This is a genomic window from Rhodococcus sp. 05-339-2 (genome assembly GCF_002258965.1).
Classification (GTDB): domain Bacteria; phylum Actinomycetota; class Actinomycetes; order Mycobacteriales; family Mycobacteriaceae; genus Rhodococcoides.
Genome location: NZ_NOYW01000016.1, coordinates 1 through 15,819 on the forward strand (window position 1 = coordinate 1; position 15,819 = coordinate 15,819).

At 63.0% G+C, this 15,819-nt stretch carries 26 protein-coding genes and 1 tRNA gene; 5 read left to right on the plus strand and 22 right to left on the minus strand.

Annotation, left to right across the window (positions count from 1 at the left end):
• Positions 1-217 precede the first annotated feature (217 nt).
• The 4 genes from CH273_RS13515 to CH273_RS27385 form a co-directional block, all read right to left on the minus strand.
• Positions 218-589: a hypothetical protein gene (locus CH273_RS13515; RefSeq protein ID WP_032395350.1), complete on the minus strand. Its 372-nt coding sequence runs from the start codon at positions 587-589 to the stop codon at positions 218-220.
• Positions 586-1,104 (minus strand): ImmA/IrrE family metallo-endopeptidase, encoded by a 519-nt coding sequence (locus CH273_RS13520; RefSeq protein WP_052049492.1) that lies wholly within the window; start codon positions 1,102-1,104, stop codon positions 586-588. Before CH273_RS13520 ends, CH273_RS13515 begins: the two co-directional genes overlap by 4 nt.
• 136 nt (positions 1,105-1,240) lie before the next feature.
• Positions 1,241-1,435 carry a helix-turn-helix domain-containing protein gene (locus tag CH273_RS28460; protein ID WP_371828367.1) on the minus strand — a complete coding sequence of 65 codons (195 nt, stop codon included), beginning with the start codon at positions 1,433-1,435 and terminating at the stop codon, positions 1,241-1,243.
• A gap of 192 nt (positions 1,436-1,627) precedes the next feature.
• On the minus strand, positions 1,628-1,822 hold the full coding sequence (locus CH273_RS27385; RefSeq protein WP_143546225.1) for a hypothetical protein: 195 nt from the start codon (positions 1,820-1,822) through the stop codon (positions 1,628-1,630).
• Positions 1,823-2,499: 677 nt separating this feature from the next.
• Here CH273_RS27385 and CH273_RS13530 point away from each other — a divergent pair.
• Positions 2,500-2,976, plus strand: a complete 477-nt coding sequence (locus tag CH273_RS13530; protein ID WP_143546226.1) for a hypothetical protein — start codon at positions 2,500-2,502, stop codon at positions 2,974-2,976.
• A gap of 175 nt (positions 2,977-3,151) precedes the next feature.
• On the opposite strand, the gene CH273_RS13535 is transcribed toward CH273_RS13530, so the two are convergent.
• The 12 genes from CH273_RS13535 to CH273_RS27710 form a co-directional block, all read right to left on the minus strand.
• Positions 3,152-3,583, minus strand: coding sequence for a bifunctional DNA primase/polymerase (locus CH273_RS13535; RefSeq protein ID WP_052049496.1), 432 nt, complete (start codon positions 3,581-3,583; stop codon positions 3,152-3,154).
• Between the two features lie 563 nt (positions 3,584-4,146).
• Positions 4,147-4,527 (minus strand): capsid cement protein, encoded by a 381-nt coding sequence (locus tag CH273_RS13540; RefSeq protein ID WP_032395354.1) that lies wholly within the window; start codon positions 4,525-4,527, stop codon positions 4,147-4,149.
• The gene (locus tag CH273_RS13545) at positions 4,527-5,363 is read right to left on the minus strand and encodes a hypothetical protein (protein ID WP_032395355.1); all 837 of its coding nucleotides are present in this window, start codon (positions 5,361-5,363) and stop codon (positions 4,527-4,529) included. The genes CH273_RS13540 and CH273_RS13545 overlap by 1 nt, the downstream gene beginning before the upstream one ends.
• 177 nt (positions 5,364-5,540) lie before the next feature.
• Entirely contained in the window at positions 5,541-5,741 is a 201-nt protein-coding gene (locus tag CH273_RS13555; RefSeq protein ID WP_032395357.1) for a hypothetical protein, read from the minus strand.
• Positions 5,742-6,137: 396 nt separating this feature from the next.
• Positions 6,138-6,452, minus strand: a complete 315-nt coding sequence (locus CH273_RS13565; protein WP_230596765.1) for a WhiB family transcriptional regulator — start codon at positions 6,450-6,452, stop codon at positions 6,138-6,140.
• Positions 6,449-7,741: a DUF3631 domain-containing protein gene (locus CH273_RS13570; RefSeq protein ID WP_052049499.1), complete on the minus strand. Its 1,293-nt coding sequence runs from the start codon at positions 7,739-7,741 to the stop codon at positions 6,449-6,451. The genes CH273_RS13565 and CH273_RS13570 overlap by 4 nt, the downstream gene beginning before the upstream one ends.
• Positions 7,738-8,124: a DUF2742 domain-containing protein gene (locus tag CH273_RS13575; RefSeq protein WP_032395359.1), complete on the minus strand. Its 387-nt coding sequence runs from the start codon at positions 8,122-8,124 to the stop codon at positions 7,738-7,740. Before CH273_RS13575 ends, CH273_RS13570 begins: the two co-directional genes overlap by 4 nt.
• The gene (locus tag CH273_RS27705) at positions 8,121-8,312 is read right to left on the minus strand and encodes a DUF6011 domain-containing protein (RefSeq protein WP_032395360.1); all 192 of its coding nucleotides are present in this window, start codon (positions 8,310-8,312) and stop codon (positions 8,121-8,123) included. Before CH273_RS27705 ends, CH273_RS13575 begins: the two co-directional genes overlap by 4 nt.
• Positions 8,309-8,644, minus strand: coding sequence for a hypothetical protein (locus tag CH273_RS13580; protein ID WP_143546228.1), 336 nt, complete (start codon positions 8,642-8,644; stop codon positions 8,309-8,311). Before CH273_RS13580 ends, CH273_RS27705 begins: the two co-directional genes overlap by 4 nt.
• Positions 8,641-8,883 carry a hypothetical protein gene (locus CH273_RS13585; RefSeq protein ID WP_032395361.1) on the minus strand — a complete coding sequence of 81 codons (243 nt, stop codon included), beginning with the start codon at positions 8,881-8,883 and terminating at the stop codon, positions 8,641-8,643. Before CH273_RS13585 ends, CH273_RS13580 begins: the two co-directional genes overlap by 4 nt.
• Positions 8,883-9,578 (minus strand): hypothetical protein, encoded by a 696-nt coding sequence (locus CH273_RS13590; protein WP_032395362.1) that lies wholly within the window; start codon positions 9,576-9,578, stop codon positions 8,883-8,885. The genes CH273_RS13585 and CH273_RS13590 overlap by 1 nt, the downstream gene beginning before the upstream one ends.
• 118 nt (positions 9,579-9,696) lie before the next feature.
• Entirely contained in the window at positions 9,697-9,849 is a 153-nt protein-coding gene (locus CH273_RS27710) for a hypothetical protein (protein ID WP_179275477.1), read from the minus strand.
• Positions 9,850-10,033: 184 nt separating this feature from the next.
• Here CH273_RS27710 and CH273_RS13600 point away from each other — a divergent pair, with 184 nt between their 5' ends.
• Entirely contained in the window at positions 10,034-10,699 is a 666-nt protein-coding gene (locus tag CH273_RS13600) for a helix-turn-helix domain-containing protein (RefSeq protein WP_032395364.1), read from the plus strand.
• Positions 10,686-11,837, plus strand: coding sequence for a site-specific integrase (locus tag CH273_RS13605; protein WP_032395365.1), 1,152 nt, complete (start codon positions 10,686-10,688; stop codon positions 11,835-11,837). Before CH273_RS13600 ends, CH273_RS13605 begins: the two co-directional genes overlap by 14 nt.
• Before the next feature lie 16 nt (positions 11,838-11,853).
• Here the strand turns inward: CH273_RS13605 and CH273_RS13610 are convergent.
• From CH273_RS13610 to CH273_RS13625, 4 genes are all read right to left on the minus strand, one after another.
• Positions 11,854-11,944: transfer RNA gene (locus CH273_RS13610), tRNA-Ser, on the minus strand.
• A gap of 91 nt (positions 11,945-12,035) precedes the next feature.
• Positions 12,036-12,233 (minus strand): CsbD family protein, encoded by a 198-nt coding sequence (locus tag CH273_RS13615; protein ID WP_032395366.1) that lies wholly within the window; start codon positions 12,231-12,233, stop codon positions 12,036-12,038.
• Between the two features lie 107 nt (positions 12,234-12,340).
• Positions 12,341-12,796 carry a nucleoside deaminase gene (locus CH273_RS13620; protein ID WP_032395367.1) on the minus strand — a complete coding sequence of 152 codons (456 nt, stop codon included), beginning with the start codon at positions 12,794-12,796 and terminating at the stop codon, positions 12,341-12,343.
• 3 nt (positions 12,797-12,799) lie between these two features.
• On the minus strand, positions 12,800-13,339 hold the full coding sequence (locus CH273_RS13625) for a tRNA adenosine deaminase-associated protein (RefSeq protein WP_032395592.1): 540 nt from the start codon (positions 13,337-13,339) through the stop codon (positions 12,800-12,802).
• A gap of 63 nt (positions 13,340-13,402) precedes the next feature.
• On the opposite strand from CH273_RS13625, the gene CH273_RS13630 reads away from it, so the two are divergent.
• Complete coding sequence (locus CH273_RS13630) at positions 13,403-14,374, plus strand: prephenate dehydrogenase (protein WP_032395593.1); 972 nt, start codon at positions 13,403-13,405, stop codon at positions 14,372-14,374.
• On the opposite strand, the gene CH273_RS13635 is transcribed toward CH273_RS13630, so the two are convergent.
• Entirely contained in the window at positions 14,347-14,862 is a 516-nt protein-coding gene (locus CH273_RS13635; protein WP_032395594.1) for a putative glycolipid-binding domain-containing protein, read from the minus strand. The two genes, CH273_RS13630 and CH273_RS13635, sit on opposite strands and share 28 nt — an antisense overlap.
• 188 nt (positions 14,863-15,050) lie before the next feature.
• Here CH273_RS13635 and CH273_RS13640 point away from each other — a divergent pair, with 188 nt between their 5' ends.
• Positions 15,051-15,392: a hypothetical protein gene (locus CH273_RS13640; protein ID WP_032395595.1), complete on the plus strand. Its 342-nt coding sequence runs from the start codon at positions 15,051-15,053 to the stop codon at positions 15,390-15,392.
• A gap of 22 nt (positions 15,393-15,414) precedes the next feature.
• Here the strand turns inward: CH273_RS13640 and CH273_RS13645 are convergent, their stop codons facing one another.
• Positions 15,415-15,792: a hypothetical protein gene (locus tag CH273_RS13645; RefSeq protein WP_230596766.1), complete on the minus strand. Its 378-nt coding sequence runs from the start codon at positions 15,790-15,792 to the stop codon at positions 15,415-15,417.
• Between the last annotated feature and the right edge of the window lie 27 nt (positions 15,793-15,819).

The window sequence follows — 15,819 nt, forward strand, 5'->3', positions numbered from 1 at the left end:
GCCCAGACCCCACCCCAGACTGCGCACACAAAAAAACTCCCCACCCGACGGATCGGGTGGGGAGTTTTGGCGGTGGCGGAGGGATTTGAACCCTGCACAGCGCCCAGGTAAGAGGCCGAATGCAGAGCTGACCTGCATGTTGAGATAACCGTGCATGACCTCAGATGACCAGATTTCACGGTTAAGTGTGGTCAGATTGTGGTCAAGTACTCCGAACTTACTTCCGCCGGGGTGAGCCATCTCGAAATAGGTCAGACGCGATGATGTAGGCAATGCCCAGCACCTCTACAACGGTCGCACTGATCCAGGCAATCATCACGCTGGCGGAGATGTTCCCCCACTGCGAACCCATGTACAGAACGAATACACCGAAGTTGATCATCAGCACCCATGGAACGAGCCACATCGTCCAAGTCAGTAGCTGGCTTCTATGGGTGTTGTCTTGGTGCGCGCGAACTGCAGCGGCGGCCGCGATCTCTTCGGCCTGCGCAGGGGGTATCTCATTGGTGGGCGCGGCCGACTGAGACAAAACATCGACGCCTACGTCATCAAAATTGTCGCCGCTGTCACTTTCGCCAAACGAACTCACGACGCAACGGTGTTTGATGTAACGATGTCGATTCCCAAGCGCCGAAGTCGTACCTCCATTGCAGGCACCGACACGGCGAAATGACCCGCCATGCGAATCAGGGTCGACCCGCGACTCTCCATCCGACGAACCTCAGCCTCGGGCATCAGCAGGTTTGCTGCGAACTCGTTGGCGTAGAACTCATGCGCGTCCGTCTTCGACGTGCGCTTGTCGATGAACGCAAAGCCCTCCTTGAGGTTCTTCGTAGACTTAGTTCGCTCTACAAAGTGGCCGAGTTCGTGCGCACAAGTAAACCGTTGGCGTGGCAGGGTGTCACTGGCCTCTACGTAAATTTCCGGCTGCGTCCGAAGCTGGGCGATGACCATGCCGGACGTGCCCTCTTCAAGAAAGCGCGCGGAAGCTCGGATGCCCATGGACTCTGCAATTGCGAAGGGATCGACCGGGAACGGCTTACCCCGCCAGTAGGTATCGAGTGCTTCCATGGCGTGCAGACGCGCTGCATCCTTAATCAGCATGTTCCCTCCCCTCGCTCATCTCATGCATCGCTGTAATTACAACGGCGGTAAAGAGCCGACTGTTCCCTCTCCAACTGTATCTCGCAGCACTGTATCCTGCGATGCCGACAGGCTGACCTGGATTCGCTGACGTTGGCTATCGAATCCGTGTCCGACGGCGTGGCGCTCCCCTACTGATCCACGCAGCGACCTGCGCCTCGGTGAACATGTGCCGACGACCACCACGCGGAAGAGAGTCAAGCGCACCACTGTTCGCGGCATCCCGAACCCAATCGGCGGTGTGCGGCACTAGCTCCGCCACGTCCTGGACCGTGAGCGGCTTCTCAATCACCGGTACCCCAACCGACGCGGCTCGGATGTATCAGGCTTCAGCGTTATCGGCAACCATCCGGGGTTACTCACCCGCATCCACGCATCGAGATCGTCACGGTCAACCCGCGACGTCTCCTGCCGCCGCTTTCGTTGTGTTGCGACCGGCCACCGGTGTGTATGGCGCAACTTCTCAGACATGGCCCGGGCGTCACTACTTCGGGTCCAGTCGAGGGTGAGGACTTTCCTCCGCCTGGGCAACAGTGACTTTGCTACCGGCCGGGATGTCGAAGACGGGTGTAGTGCCATCCAAGATTCTGATGTAGACACCAGTGTCGACATCCTTCTCAAGGGTGAGGTTTCCTGCAAACTTCTTAACGCCACCATCGGGTAGCCGCACATTGATCATGATGGCAGTGTGCCAGCGATAATCCCGACGCGAGCACTCCTGGGCTAATCGTCTGCGGCCCTAGGCGGTACGGTGCCGACGGATCGGGGCAACGACAGAACGCCTACACCGCCACCAGCACACAACTGCGCCACCGGTTTAGCTGCTCACCAAATTCGTCGCCATTCCAGCGACAAGACCGCCCCCCAGCCGAAGACGGCAACACTGAGCTGCTACCTGTCCTCAGGGTGTCAAAAACTCGGCGGATGGTCGAGACGTGCGACTACCGATCGACGTTGCCACGGTCCACATGTGGCATTTCTAGGTCACGGAACATAACAATCTGATAACTGACCCTGTCTAAGCTTGCGTCAGCCGGCCATCGGGGGTTTTTGCACCAGCCGCGACGCTGAGTTGCGTGTTGCTGACCCCTGCGTGCCTCAAGGCGGGCCGAACTACTCCAGCGAGGGTCTCGGGGACAGGGTTACGAATTGTTCTAAACGCGGACACTACAGGCACGATCAGACGGCATATCACCAGGTCAGCCGGTTCAGACGAGTTGAAGATCACCCGTGCCATTTCATCCGCTGTCGTGCAGACTCGGAGTCAGGTGGTGTAACAATCCAAGGTGTGACAGAGAGACCACGGCACCCGGACAAGGATCTTGAGAGCCTCCTCAAGTCGCTCGAGAACCAGGAATGGCGAGTTACAAGGGGGAAGAAGTACTTCAGGATTTTCTGTCCGGACGGCGTGATTCAAAGAACAGTTCATCTGTCGCCCTCGGATCCGAACTACCAAAGAAATTTAGAAGCATGGTTGAGGAGGTCAGGATGGTTCAAGTAGAGGACAGCACTACGGTCTACTACGTAGAACTTGTCTGCGGCGTTCGACACGAGGGTGACCTCGGAGACGTTGTGGACCCACTTATGGATGCGTTTGAGGAGCTCTCCGGAGTCAACGACGTCGATGTTGCGACCGATAACGAGCGATCAGAACTGACGGTTTTCCTCTACGTGCCAGCAAAATCGCAGCCCGAGGCGTTGGAGATTGCTCAGGCCGCCACCCGGACTGCCGTTCACGCAACCGGCGGCTGGACGCCGGATTGGGACGAGAGCGAAGGTATTGATCCCGAGCCCCGCTCAACTGTGCAAAGGGCGGACCTAGTCACTTCTTGACCCCTGCCCCGCAGCCAAAAACAGAATCCCCCGGGACGCGTCTTGTCCGGGGGATTCTTTGGCTCTTCCTACGCAGAACGGCCGTCCAGAGTGTGCGCGCTGACTCCCCGCCAGATCGATTCCAGCTGATCTAAACCCTCAGTCTCGGACCAAGCCGCTACCCAGCTTGTCGGCGTCAGCAACCTGGCAGCTCGGCGAGGGTGGACGCCGATCCGGTGAACCGCTTCCCGGTGACAGTGATGTAGCGGGCCCTCGAGTAGGTCTCGATCGACAGCCCGTCGATGCGACGACGCGAGCCGGGAGCCTCGGGCATCCGGAACCAGAGGTGCAGACCCGTCCCGCTCGGAGAGATCTCGGTGTAGGTGGCCGGCATCCGGGCAACGAAGGCGGACGCCGCGGGGGTGAGTTTCGAGCCCTCGAGGCAGTGATCGAGGTCGATACACCCGATCCCATCGCCGAGAACGAACCCCTTACGTTCGGCTGAACGTATCCGTGAGTAGCTCGTCCATGTCTGCGGGTCGGTCGAGGTGGCCGATGATCCGTCGAGCCGGATGGGGCGCTTGGAGGGTAACCACGAGACCCAACGGTCGCGGGATCGCAGGTCCATTGGGATCGATGCTCGGTTGCCGGCGACACGGCATCGCGTCGAGCAGTACGTCGGAACTCGGCCGGGCTTGAGGAGGTCGAGGGGAGCTGAGCACTGTCGGCACGTTCGCTGCACAGGTCCAGTCTACCTGCCGTTGTTACGAATCGATACCTCTGAGCTGCCTTTTTGTTGGCGTCGACAATATGATCCGCGTGCCGGCAACCGTGGTGAAAACGACCATGGCTGATCGGCTTTCAGCGCCAGTCAGGCCGTGCTGCGTGGCTCAGGACCATGGCTGAGCGTGCCGGTGCGCGACTCTGTATCCCGTACGCAAGCTGGGCATCAATGCTGCCCGGCTGGGGCCTGAGGGTGGAGCTGGGGCCATGGGGTGGGTAGGGGACGCCCTTGAGACCCGATCCGAGGGTGGAGCCGGGGAACATAGCAGCTCCCTGCATGCGTGCGGCACCTCTGGGTTTTGGTCGAGCAGAGCTTCGGACCCAGGAGGAGTGTGGCGCAGCTCTGCTCGACGGACTCGGCGCAGCAGTGCCGGGAGCACGCGCAGCCGAGCGTTCATGGGCGCGTTGTCAGCGCGGGTTGATGGCGACCAGGACGTCGGAGCCGTTGGTTCCGTTCTCGACAGCCTTGCCCACCGCGGCACCGGAGGCGAGGGTGACGACTGCTCCGGTCGCGGTGACCTCGACGTCGGAGCCTGCGGTGATCGATCCTGCTGCGGTGATCGGTAGGACACCGACACGCAGGACCACCACGCGCGTGCCGGATGCGGCGTCACGTGCGGCGACGCCGAAGACCTTGCCGGCGGCTGCGGGCGTGCCGACCTTGATCAGTCCGTTCGACAGGTCGCGGTTGGCGGTGATGTTGACGAACCGCTTGCCGGTGATGGGAGTTGTTGCTAGGCAGGTGATCTCGTCACCCGGGCGGTACAGGGGTGTGCATTCGTTACTCATCAGGCGGCCTCTCCGGTCGGTGCTGTATCGGGATGGGAAGCGAGGTAGTTGCGTTGGGTCTGTTCGGTGTCGGCGGACTCGTAGACGTCGAGGATCTCGTTGGCGCGCGAGATGGTGTTGAGCGTCAGACCGGTCCTGGTGGCGAGGGCGAACCATCGGCCGCCGCGGGCTTTCACGACCGGGCCGCCGATGACCTTGGCGAGTGCATCGAAGCTGTCCCGAGGCTCGGCGACATAGAACGCTGCATCCTTGCCGATCTGGTACTGCAGGAAGTTGCGGCCGCCGAGCACGTTGAACCCGGACACGTCGACGAGCGGATGGATGACGTTCTGCTGGATGTCGTCGAGGACCTGTTGGTGCTTGCCGAGCATGCGCCAGGCAGCGGCCGCGTCGTCGCCGAGCTCGAGGACGTGCTCTGCGTCGGTGTCTGGTCCGAAGTGCTCGGCCGCGGTGACGATGCCGTGCACTGCCTCGTCGAACACCGGTGTCAGTGAGCCGATCAGCTCGTCTCCCGCTGGGCCGTAGAGGTTTTCCACGAACGTCTTCGTCAACCTGCCTGTGGCGAGGCCGCGCATCTCGCGCGCTTCCTCGGTCGACCCTGATTCGAGTAGAGCCTTGGTGAGCACCTGACCGGCGTTGTCGGGTGTGAGATTGCCGTCCCGTAGCGCCGACGACAGGATCTCGGAGGCAGACCGAGGAACCCACTTGAGGATCGCATCGAGGGTGTCGAGGATCTGCTTCAATTCGGCCGGCACTGTTCCGCCGAGGCGCGTGACGTTTTTCGTCAGCCGCAGGCAGGTCGAGATGTCGACGTGCGTTGTCGAGATGGTGGTCATCGGTTCGTCTCCGTGGGTCGGTGTCGCGGGGTTGGGAGTTTCCAGTCGCTGGGGTAGCTGTTATCGGCCGGTCGACCGAGCCGCATTCGCTCTCGAGCGCGCATCGTTCCGATTGCGAAGTCGGCGCGTCGTTGCTCAGCCGCGAGTTCCTCGGGTGTGGAGTTGTCGTCACTCACGTCAGACTCCCTGCTGCTTCGGCTGGCGGGTCCGGGCGATGAGGTCGTCGAACTCTTTCTGCGGCAACGCGGCGAGCCAGTCCTCGGCACCGCGCTGCAGCTCTGCTGTGGGACTATTGCGCGCCTTGCGCATCGCAGGTGTGCTCCACGATTCGGGGTAGCTGTCGTCAGCCGGCGCGTCTGCCTGTGCTGGATCTGCCATTCTGATTCCTTTGTTCGTCTGCGGAGGTTCGGTACGCTTCGACTTCGTTGGCGTCGAATCGCCAGCCGCCGTTGATGATTCGTCCGCCGAGGTCGGCTGCCATTCGTTGCACCTGCCGGCGACTGCGGCCAAGAATCAGGGCTGCCTCGGCGGTACCGATGAAGTTCTCTACTGAGAGTGCAGCGCCAGCAGACTCGGCGACGTCGTCGCGGCGCGCTGCGGACGCATCGTCACGGCAGGATCGGAGCACCTGTTGGAGCCGATATACGTCGGGGCGGATCGGGTGACCGTTGCGTTCGACGGCCCGGATTCCGGCGCTGACTAGCCAGTACAAGTCTGCGATGGCGGGACCGGACAACAGGAGACAGTCCCCGAGGCGGTCGACGGCTGGCCGGTTCACGCGGCATCCTCGCAGCCATCTGTCCGGGGGATCTGTCCAGCGAGCACACCACGGGCTCCACCGTGAGTCGACTCGCCTTCGGCCCAGACCCGACATCGATCTATCACCGGGCACCTCTGACAGATGCGTGCCGCATCGGTGTGCCGTTCGTACGCCCGTCCCGGTGTCTCGTCGTGGTCGTGATCGCGAGGGTCGAACAATGCGTGATCTCCGCGGCACGCTGCACCCTCGAGGCCACCGGTGCCGGCGAGGATCGCAGCGAGCAGACGCTCGGCGGGCGACTCGTTCGCCTCGCGCTTGGGAGTCCTCACGATGCCTCCCGGGGCGATGGTGACGCCGCGTCGATCTGTTCTCCGCTGCCTAACCATTGGCCCGCGGTGCGGCCAGGAGTGCGTACCTCTGCACCACTCCCATGGGGGTCGGAATCAATCCGGTGCAAGTGGTCTTTCTGGCGCGAGCGGCGCACCGATGCGCCACTGTCACCGGTAGGACCACTTGCACCGCTTTGAATGAGACCTATCCCCAGACGCTTCCAAATCGGTGCAAGCACCGCGCGCGAGTATCCCCTTTTACCCCTACCACCAGGGCGAACAGTGGTCACCTTCGACGCCTGAGCGACCATCTTGGCCATCCGGTGCGGCGTGAGCACCTTCCCGTAGCCACTCCGTTCACCCCAGTACTCCGGATTGTGGTGCACCAACTTGGCGATGAGGTCTTCCGACGGGACGAAGGCCTCTCCTTCGGGCCAAATGGTGCACAAGTCCGTGAGTAGAACCATGCCCGGCGGTAGCGACAGCAATCCGGCCTCCCTCTCGTCGGCATCCTCGGCGAGGTTGCGAGTGATCAGTTCGTCGGCGATGGCGGGCCAGTGCCCACCGGCCGCCACGGCGACTCGTTTGAGCGGTCGCCACTTCTCCTTTGCACGGCCGGTGCACCCATCCGGAAGCGTCACCGGGACTCCCGTCAGTTGGTCTCGAAGGCTGTCCGTGAACTCGGTGATGCGCGCCGACAGCGTTGCCGCCGCCTCTTCGATGAACTCCCAATCCGAGTCCTCGATCGACCCGTTCAGGTCCGGCATCAGCAGGACGCGGATCGACCTCGAGCGCGTGTCGTCAGGGAGGCGCGGTGAGTTTCCGGCCATTGCGACGGGGGCGAAGGTGGGCATTTCCTGGACCTGCCACCCCCCGCCCTTGACGGGTACCAGCACCGGGCGAGTGGCACCGCGGCGGTAGCCGGAGTTGATGATTCCGATCAGATCCTCGACACCGGGTTTGTTCGGTGACAGGGACCGGTCGACCTCGTCGATGAGAACGGTCCGGATACCGTGCTCGAGCATCCGCACCAGTAGTGCAGGCGACGACAGTGACGCGGCCTGCACTGGTTTGAAGCACAGCCGCGACAGGTGGTCGAGGACGGTGGTTTTGCCCGATCCCGGCATTGTCGAGTCGATCAACAGTCGCGCGGTCGTGTACGTCTCGAGCGCAAGGTGCGTCGAGATAGTCCACAGCGTGAGCAGCGATAGGTCACGATCGTCGGGTACGGCTATGAACCGTCCGAACCAGTTCTCGACGTCGTCGAGGAGCTCCGATCCATCGATCATGCGGTGTGCCTCCTGGCCCAGGGATTCGCCGCGAGGTACTCGGCGCGGCGACGCGTTCTCGTAGCCACCGCCGACCAATCTGCGGATCCCGAAAGTTCCTTGCTTGCTTGGTTTTCTGCGTCCTGCCGTAACCACTCGGTCATTGCCCACCGGTACCCGGCGACGACAACGCTGTCTCGCCACCGACGATCGTCTTCGGGGATTTCCACCCAGGTCGGCGACCCGAGGACGGGGATATCACCGAGCAGGACCGCTCGGTCGAGTATCGGGGCCAGGCGTTGGTGGACCGGCAGGAAGTCGATCTCGTTTGAGTCAACGCCGCCGACGAGCACGGCAGCGGGAAGTGCGGCCGTGCCCTCGATCGGGCGTTGAGCGTCGGTCACGCGGCGGGATCCTTCTTCGCGCAGACCGGGCCTCGATGCCGGCGAACCGACTTCGGATCGGTCAGCCAGATGCCGCAGACATCGCACTGGACCGCGAGCCGAAAGGTGTAGCCGCGCAGTGCCGCTCGTAGCAGTCGATCGGCGGCGTCGATCACGGTCTCGTCGTACACGTCCTGGTCGTCGCTCACCGCAGTGTCTCCCGTGCGTGATCTCGCGACTCGATCAGCTTGGCTCGGAAATCGAACTGCGGCGCAGCAGATTCGAGCGTCTCGATCAACGGCACGATGATGTTCCGGGTGATCAGGGCCAGAGCCGTAGCGCTGACGTAACCCATCGAATCCGGGTCCAGCTTGTCGATCCATTCGATCGAGACCGCATCGACCGCGGCGTCGTCACCGGCCGCAGCGGCCATGTCGTACATCAGCAGCGTGGCGTCTGATTGAATCCGATCGATGTCGGCCATGCCGCGGGGTGTTCCGTCTTCGTTGACGATCATGGCGTGCGAAGGGGGTGTGTTCATTGCATGGCCTCTCGAATGGTTGCAGCACTGCGGATTTCGTCCTCGTTGCGCCGCAGTTGCGCTTGTGACTGGTGGTCGGCTTCGGCCAGGACATCGACTACGGCGGCGACTAGGTCGACTGCCTCTCCGATGTCCAGCGTTACGACGACACTTCGGCCGTAGGCAATTCGCACGCGGCCGACGTTGGTGAGCTCAGCGCGGACAGGTTCGTCGGTCATCTCGTCGAGTTGGGCGAACATCAGGCACCACCGGTCCCGTCGGCGGTTTCGGTTGCGAGGTCCACGAGCAGCAAGAGGCCGCGGGCGAGATTCGCGGCTTCGGCCAAGGTGAGGGTGTACCGGTCGTGGCCGTCGACGGTATCGACCTTGCCGTTCACCACCTTGAACCCATGTCGCTCGAATGCGATCTGCGGCTCGGGGTCACCCGTGTCCTGTCTGACATCCGCCCATATCGAGGCCGTCTTGAATGAGCCGTTTGGCTGCCAGCGGCCGTAAAACTGGTTGGTCAGCGGCATTACGATCGGACGACTTCGCCAGGACATCTCGTTGACCGCAGCGATCTCGTCGCCGACATTGAGGACGCGCTGGTCGGACTCTCGCTCCGACCAGCGTGGTCGCCTGTTCTCCAGGTACGGAATGGGAGCACCCGGCTTGACCACCAACTGCGGATTCATGTCACGCTGGAAAGCGTCCAGGTTGGACATCGCCGTCGACGGCTCGATGGCCGTCGCGAGTTCCTCCTGTGCGGCTCGTGCGATCGCGTGGGACCGCTCGATCTCGTCCGCGAACTTCGCTCTGGCGACCTTCATCAGTCGCGTCTTAGCCGGGCCCTCAACGGTTCTCCCGAACTTCTCGTACATGAAGTCGTCGAGCTTGGCGTGCGTGTACTTGACCGGCGGGAGGTGTGCCGGGCCCTGCTGGTTTACGATGGTCATGATCGATCAGTTCCTTCCGCGATGTTGGGATTGGTTGTCTCGCCCTCGGCCGCATCTGGAGCGCCAACTCCGCGGTCGAGGGCGTCTTCGATTTCGTAGGGGTCCGACGTCCAAGGCATCAGGCCGCGCCATCCGTCCGGACGACCTTGTTGCCGTCGAGCCAGGCGTAGACATCCTCGGGGTCGTAGTAGATCCGTGACCCCGCGCGGATGAACCTCGGGCCGGTCCCCTTGTAGCGCTGTTGAGCAGCAGCAGCCGGTGTCATCTTCATGAATTCGCAGTACTGGCTGTTGGGCCACGGACTCTGGCGGGCGTCTGACGACGCAACGCTTCTGCGGTCGCTGAGTTTCACTGAGGTCCCCGTTTCTCGAGTAACTGTTTTTCTAGTCACTTCAATAGTCAAGACCAGAAACCGAGTCATGTCAAGTAACCGAGAATGAAGTACGCTGACATGCATGAGACAGCTCTCCGACGTCATCGGCGGCAACGCGAAAACGATTCGCCTTAGGGCACAGATCAGCATGGACGAGTTCGCAAGAGTGGCAAAAGGTTTCGGCCTCAAGTGGTCGTCTAGCCGCGTTGGAGACTTCGAGGCCGGCCGGGTCAGCCCAACCTTGCCGACTATGTACGCCGTTGCCGCCGCGCTATCGACGGTCTCAGCCGAGCCGGTTCGACTGGCAGATCTGCTAGCGGGCCGCGAACTCGTCGAGATCAGCCCGAAACTTCACCTACCGGCGGAGATGGTTGCCAAAGCGTTGGCCGGTGCGCCGATCGACATCGCACCAGGCCTCAAGGATCGACAAGATGCGAACTACGAAAGATCAATCGTCCTAGGAAGATTCAAGCGCTACTTGACCGCCGACCAAAACTTCGACGAGTTTGCGGAAGCGATGGTGACGGACTACCAACAAGCTGGCCTCGCTGAGCGGCGAGCGGCATCGGACCTCAACGTCGAGCTGGAGGACGTCGTCTACTGGTCGCGGAAGCTGTGGGGACGCCCTCTGAGCCAAGAGCGAGATATACGCGCCGGCGTCGAGTCGAACGCTCAGAGGCGGGGACAAGTATCCCGCGACCTCAAGTCTGAGCTGAAAGATGGAATGGGATCCGATGGCGACCATTGAGCCGTACTCGACCAAGACAGGCAAGCGATACCGCGTTCGCTATCGGACGCCCGACCACAGGCAGACCACGAAACGCGGATTCAAGACCAAGCGCGACGCTGAGGCGTTTGCTAACACCGTCGAAGTACAGAAGCTCAGCGGCGAGTACGTAGCCCCGATTCTCGGCCGAGCTGCGTTGGCCGAGTTGGCACCAGATTGGTTGTCGCGCAAACAGTCCGATGTGGCACCGTCGAACTACCGGACACTCGACTCAGCATGGCGAACCCACGTTGGCCCGAAGTGGGGAACGGCCCGGATAGCGGAGATCGAACCTGCCGGGGTCGAGCGGTGGATCGCCGAGATGACACGCAAGGGATGTAGCCCGACGACCGTGATTCGAGCCTACGGCGTGCTCGCTGGGATCCTCGACGACGCGGTCAAGTCGCGCCGCCTTGCGAAGAACCCCGCTCGAGGTGTCGAGAACCTGCCGCGCAAGACCGCGAAGCGTCACGTGTATCTGTCCGCCGAGGACGTCGCTCGCCTGGCCGAGGAATCGGGGCAGCACCGTCGACTGGTGCTCACGAAGGCCTACACCGGTCTGCGATGGGGAGAGCTGATCGCATTACGCGTGAAAGACATCGAGTTCCTGAGGCGACGGCTGAGCGTGCACGACAATGCAGTGCAGCTCGGCGTCGATCATGCCGAAGGCCTGACGAAGAGTCGGCGTGGTCGATCGGTGCCGGTTCCCCAGTTCATCCTCGACGAGCTCGCTCAGCAGTGCCAGAACAAGACCATGTCCGATCTGGTGTTCCCGGGGCCCGACGGCCGGTACCTCCCGCGGCCAAAGTCGGACGGCGGATGGTTCGCCGGCGCAGTGAAGCGGGCCAAGGTGCAGACCATTACGCCGCACGATCTGCGGCACACGACAGCCAGCCTCGCCGTCAGCGCCGGGGTGAACGTTCTCGCGCTCGCCAGGATGCTCGGGCACACGTCCGCGAAGGTCACTCTGGACACGTACGCAGACCTCTTCGACACGGACTTGGATGCCGTCGCCGTGACCATGAATGACAGCTACTCACCGACAAGTGTGGCCAAGATGTGGTCACGTGAGCACGCTACGGGCGAGAATCGCGCACAAAAAAGCTCCCCACCTGCGTGAACAGGTGGGGAGCTTGTGGCGGTGGCGGAGGGATTTGAACCCTCGGACGGGGATTACCCGTCACACGCTTTCGAGGCGTGCTCCTTAGGCCGCTCGGACACGCCACCGCAGAAGACTGTACCGGAATGACGGCCTGAGGCTAAATCGCCTGCTCAGCACGCGAATCCATCGGTCATTCCGCAGGCTCCACTCCGGCGACTAGTTGCCGGTGAGCTTGTCCTTGATGTTCGAGGCTGCGTCCTTGACCTTCTCGACGCCGTCTTTGACTGCTGCCGAGGTCTGGTCGCCCTTGCCCTCTGCTTCGAGGTCCTTGTCTCCGGTGGCCGAACCAGCGGCTTCCTTTGCCTTGCCGCCGAGGTCTTCGGTCTTGTTCGAGATCTTGTCGCCGATTCCCATAGTGCTCTCCTTCGCAGAGGTTGGAGCGCGTCGTCGCACCCCTGCTCTCCACACTCCTGAAAACCGACGGACCCGGCCACCTCGCCCCTCACCTCGAGACGGGATCGTTATCTCTGGCGAGCGAAGAACCTGGTCAACACTTCGGCGCATTGGGCTTCCAATACCCCGCCGCGCACCTGCGGCCTGTGGGTGAGTCGACGGTCTCGCACCACGTCCCACAGCGAGCCGACTGCTCCGGTCTTGGGTTCCCATGCTCCGAACACCACTGCTCCGACGCGAGCGAGCACCAGCGCCCCGGCGCACATCGTGCAGGGTTCCAAGGTCACGGCCAGGGTGCAGCCTTCGAGTCGCCAGCCGTCCCCGTGTACGGCCGCTGCTCGACGCAGGGCGATCACTTCAGCGTGTCCGGTGGGGTCGCCCGACGCCTCCCGCGCATTGCAGGCTCGGGCGATCTCACGTCCGGAGGGGTCGAACACGACGGCTCCGACGGGGACGTCGGCGTCCGACGCCTCGGCGGCAGCCGCCAGCGCTGCGCGGATCATGTCCGCGTCGGATACCGACATGGACTACCGCCGCAGCTTGTTCAACGCTGCGGTGAACTCGTCCTCGAAGCCCAGGCGTTCGGCGATGGACTGCAGCTGCTCGTCGGGGTAGTCGTCGGTCTCGGCGACGATGATGCCGAGCACAGCTTCGGGGAGTCCGAGATCGGCCAGCAACGCGAGGTCACCCTCTTCGTAGGGCTCGATGTCGTCGAGTTCGTCGGGGTCGACGTCGGGGATCTCGATGTTCAACGCATCGAGGACGTCCGCGGCGATTTCGTAGTCGACGGCGGCGACCGCGTCGGACAGCAACAGTCGGGTGCCGTTCGGTGCGGGACGCAGGATGACGAAGAATTCCTCGTCCACGTCGAGCATTCCGAACACCGCTCCAGAACTGCGCAGCTCACGCAATTCGGTCTCTGCCGCCGACAGACTGGTCAGTGCGTCGTCGGACAGCGGCGTGACGGTCCACTTGCCTTCCTCTCGGACAACTGCAACGCCGAATCCCTCGAGGTCGTCGTATTCCGGTGCGGATGCGCGGTTGTTGTTCGCGCGCTGTGCGGCCATGCGCGCAACGGTAGTCCGGTAGGGGCCTGTATTCGAAGTCCACGTCCGATCGACGTCACCCACCTGTGCCAATCTGATCGGGTGACTTCTTCTTCGGTGTGCGTTCTGGGTCTCGGACTGATCGGTGGGTCGATCCTGCGCGCGGCACACGATGCGGGCCGTCCTGCATGGGGATGGAACCGATCGGCCGACGCGATTGCAGGTGCTGCGGCCGATGGATACGACGTCGGCACCGACCTGGTAGCTGCACTGAGCAGGGCCGCAGCACAGGACGCGTTGATCGTCGTCGCCGTTCCGATGCCTGCCGTCGAGTCGATTCTGACTGCTGTCGCCGAGCATGCCCCCACAGCTCCGCTGACCGATGTCGTCAGCGTCAAGGCCGAGATGGCGGCCGCCGTCGAGGCGCAGGGTTTGCAGGCACGCTACGTCGGGGGACATCCCATGGCCGGCACCAACCACTCGGGGTGGTCGGCCACCGATCCGACGCTGTTCACCGACGCGGTGTGGGTGGTGTCCACCGACCCGGGAGTCGACGCGGACGTGTGGGTTCGGGTGGCCCGGCTCGCTCTCGACTGCGGTTCGGTGGTGGTGCCAGCAGAGAGCGGCGAGCACGATTGCGCCGTCGCCAGAATCTCTCATCTGCCGCACGTGCTGGCCGAGACACTCGCGATCGTGGGCGCGGCAGGCGGACCGCTGGCGTTGGGCCTGGCTGCGGGCTCGTTTCGCGACGGGACGCGGGTGGCGTCCTCGTCGCCGAATCTCGTTCGGGCGATGACCGAGGGCAACGCCGCCGCTCTGCGGACCGCGCTGGACGAGGCACTGGACGCACTCACGGCAGCGCGCGAAGAACTCGACGAAGGTTCGACGAAATCACTGGTCGAGGCCGGAAACACGGCGCGCCTGCAGTACGAGCAGCATCAACGCTTCGAGATCACCGACATCACCCCGGGCGAACCGGGGTGGCGGGAAAAACTGCAGGACGCGGGTCGACGCGGTGGCGTCGTTCGTCAGATCCGCTCGGCCAGTCCCGGGTAGTCGAGAACGAAACCGTCGGCGTCGACCGTGACGGACGACGTCGAGACCGGTGAGATGACGTGAATTCCCTCGGAACCACTGCTGTAGGTCAGCGTGGCTTCCTGGATGCTGAGGTCGAGCAGGTTCACGTACACCGTGGGCACCTCGAGGTCCTGGACCTGGGTGTGCAGACCGAATCGCCGGATCGGCAGGGTGTTGAAGAACGGGCTGAGCACCATGTCGACGTCGAGCGCACCACTGTAGGTCGAGCGCTGATGACTGGTGCTGTTCTCCACCATCCAGTAGCCCTCGTCGTCACGGCTGACGGAGGCCTGGCGGTCACCGGACGCGAGAGATGTGCGCACCGAGAGCCTCTTGGTGACGCCGTATTCGTCGGTCACCAGGTCGTAGGACGCGCTGAAGGCGGGGTGATCGCTGCACGCGCCACCGATGATGCGTCCGGCTGCCTTGATGCGGTTGCCCGAGAGCTGGACCCGCACGGACTCCATGCGAGGAACGTCGTGCGCTCGCCACGTCAGGATCGACGGCCAGGTTTTCGCGTCTGTGGAATCGGTCGCGGGGATGGAGACTTGCTCTGCACCCGATGCTTGAGTGATCACCCACCTACGGTAGGCGACGAGGCCCCCAGAAGATCAAGCGGACGTGCCTTTTCTCGCAGTTCATTAATGTTGTGCCCGTGACGACAGAGAACGCGGGCGGCGAGCAGTTCGATTTCGCGCACTCCGAACAGGCTGCGAAGAGTCGGCAGGACAAGGCGAAGGCTCTGGCGCGCTACGTGTGGGATCGCGGCATCACCGGTGCCGAGCTACTCGACCTCACCGACGCGGTCCGCCGGAAGCTGGCCCGCGCTGCCGACCTGCATCCACCGAGCACGATGGAGACGTGGACCATCGTGGCCGAGTTGCTCGACCGTAAATCCGTGTGGGCGGCCGAACACCCGGGCCACGACGGTGCGACGCCCCAGCACGCCGACGAGAAGATCATGTGGGTCAAGCCGCCCATCACGCCCTGGACCTGATCAGCCGGTCACCAGGCCGATCTCACTGGCGATAGATCTCCACGTGGGCACCGGTGACCACACCGAGGGTCGACGTCGGCTGGCCCCAGCTCGAACCGCAGTTACCCGACGCCTGACCTGTCGGCACGAAGGATCGGCTCGACGAGGTGTAGGGGCCGACCGCCAGGAACGGAACGGCGGCAGTGACATGGAAGCCCCAACATTCGGTGATCAGTACGTACTCCCTCCCCGGAGGAGCACCGGTGTCGTGGCACGTTGCAGACGCGCCGAAGGCATCGTGGGCGATGGAGCAATCCTGAGTGTCAGCATGGGAAACGCCTGCGCCGATGATTGCTGAAAAGGCCAGACCTGAGACGACGACGGTGGCAACTCGTGTTGCCGCTACAAATGTTCTTCTCATACAGGTCATTTCGCCCAGGACCGACGA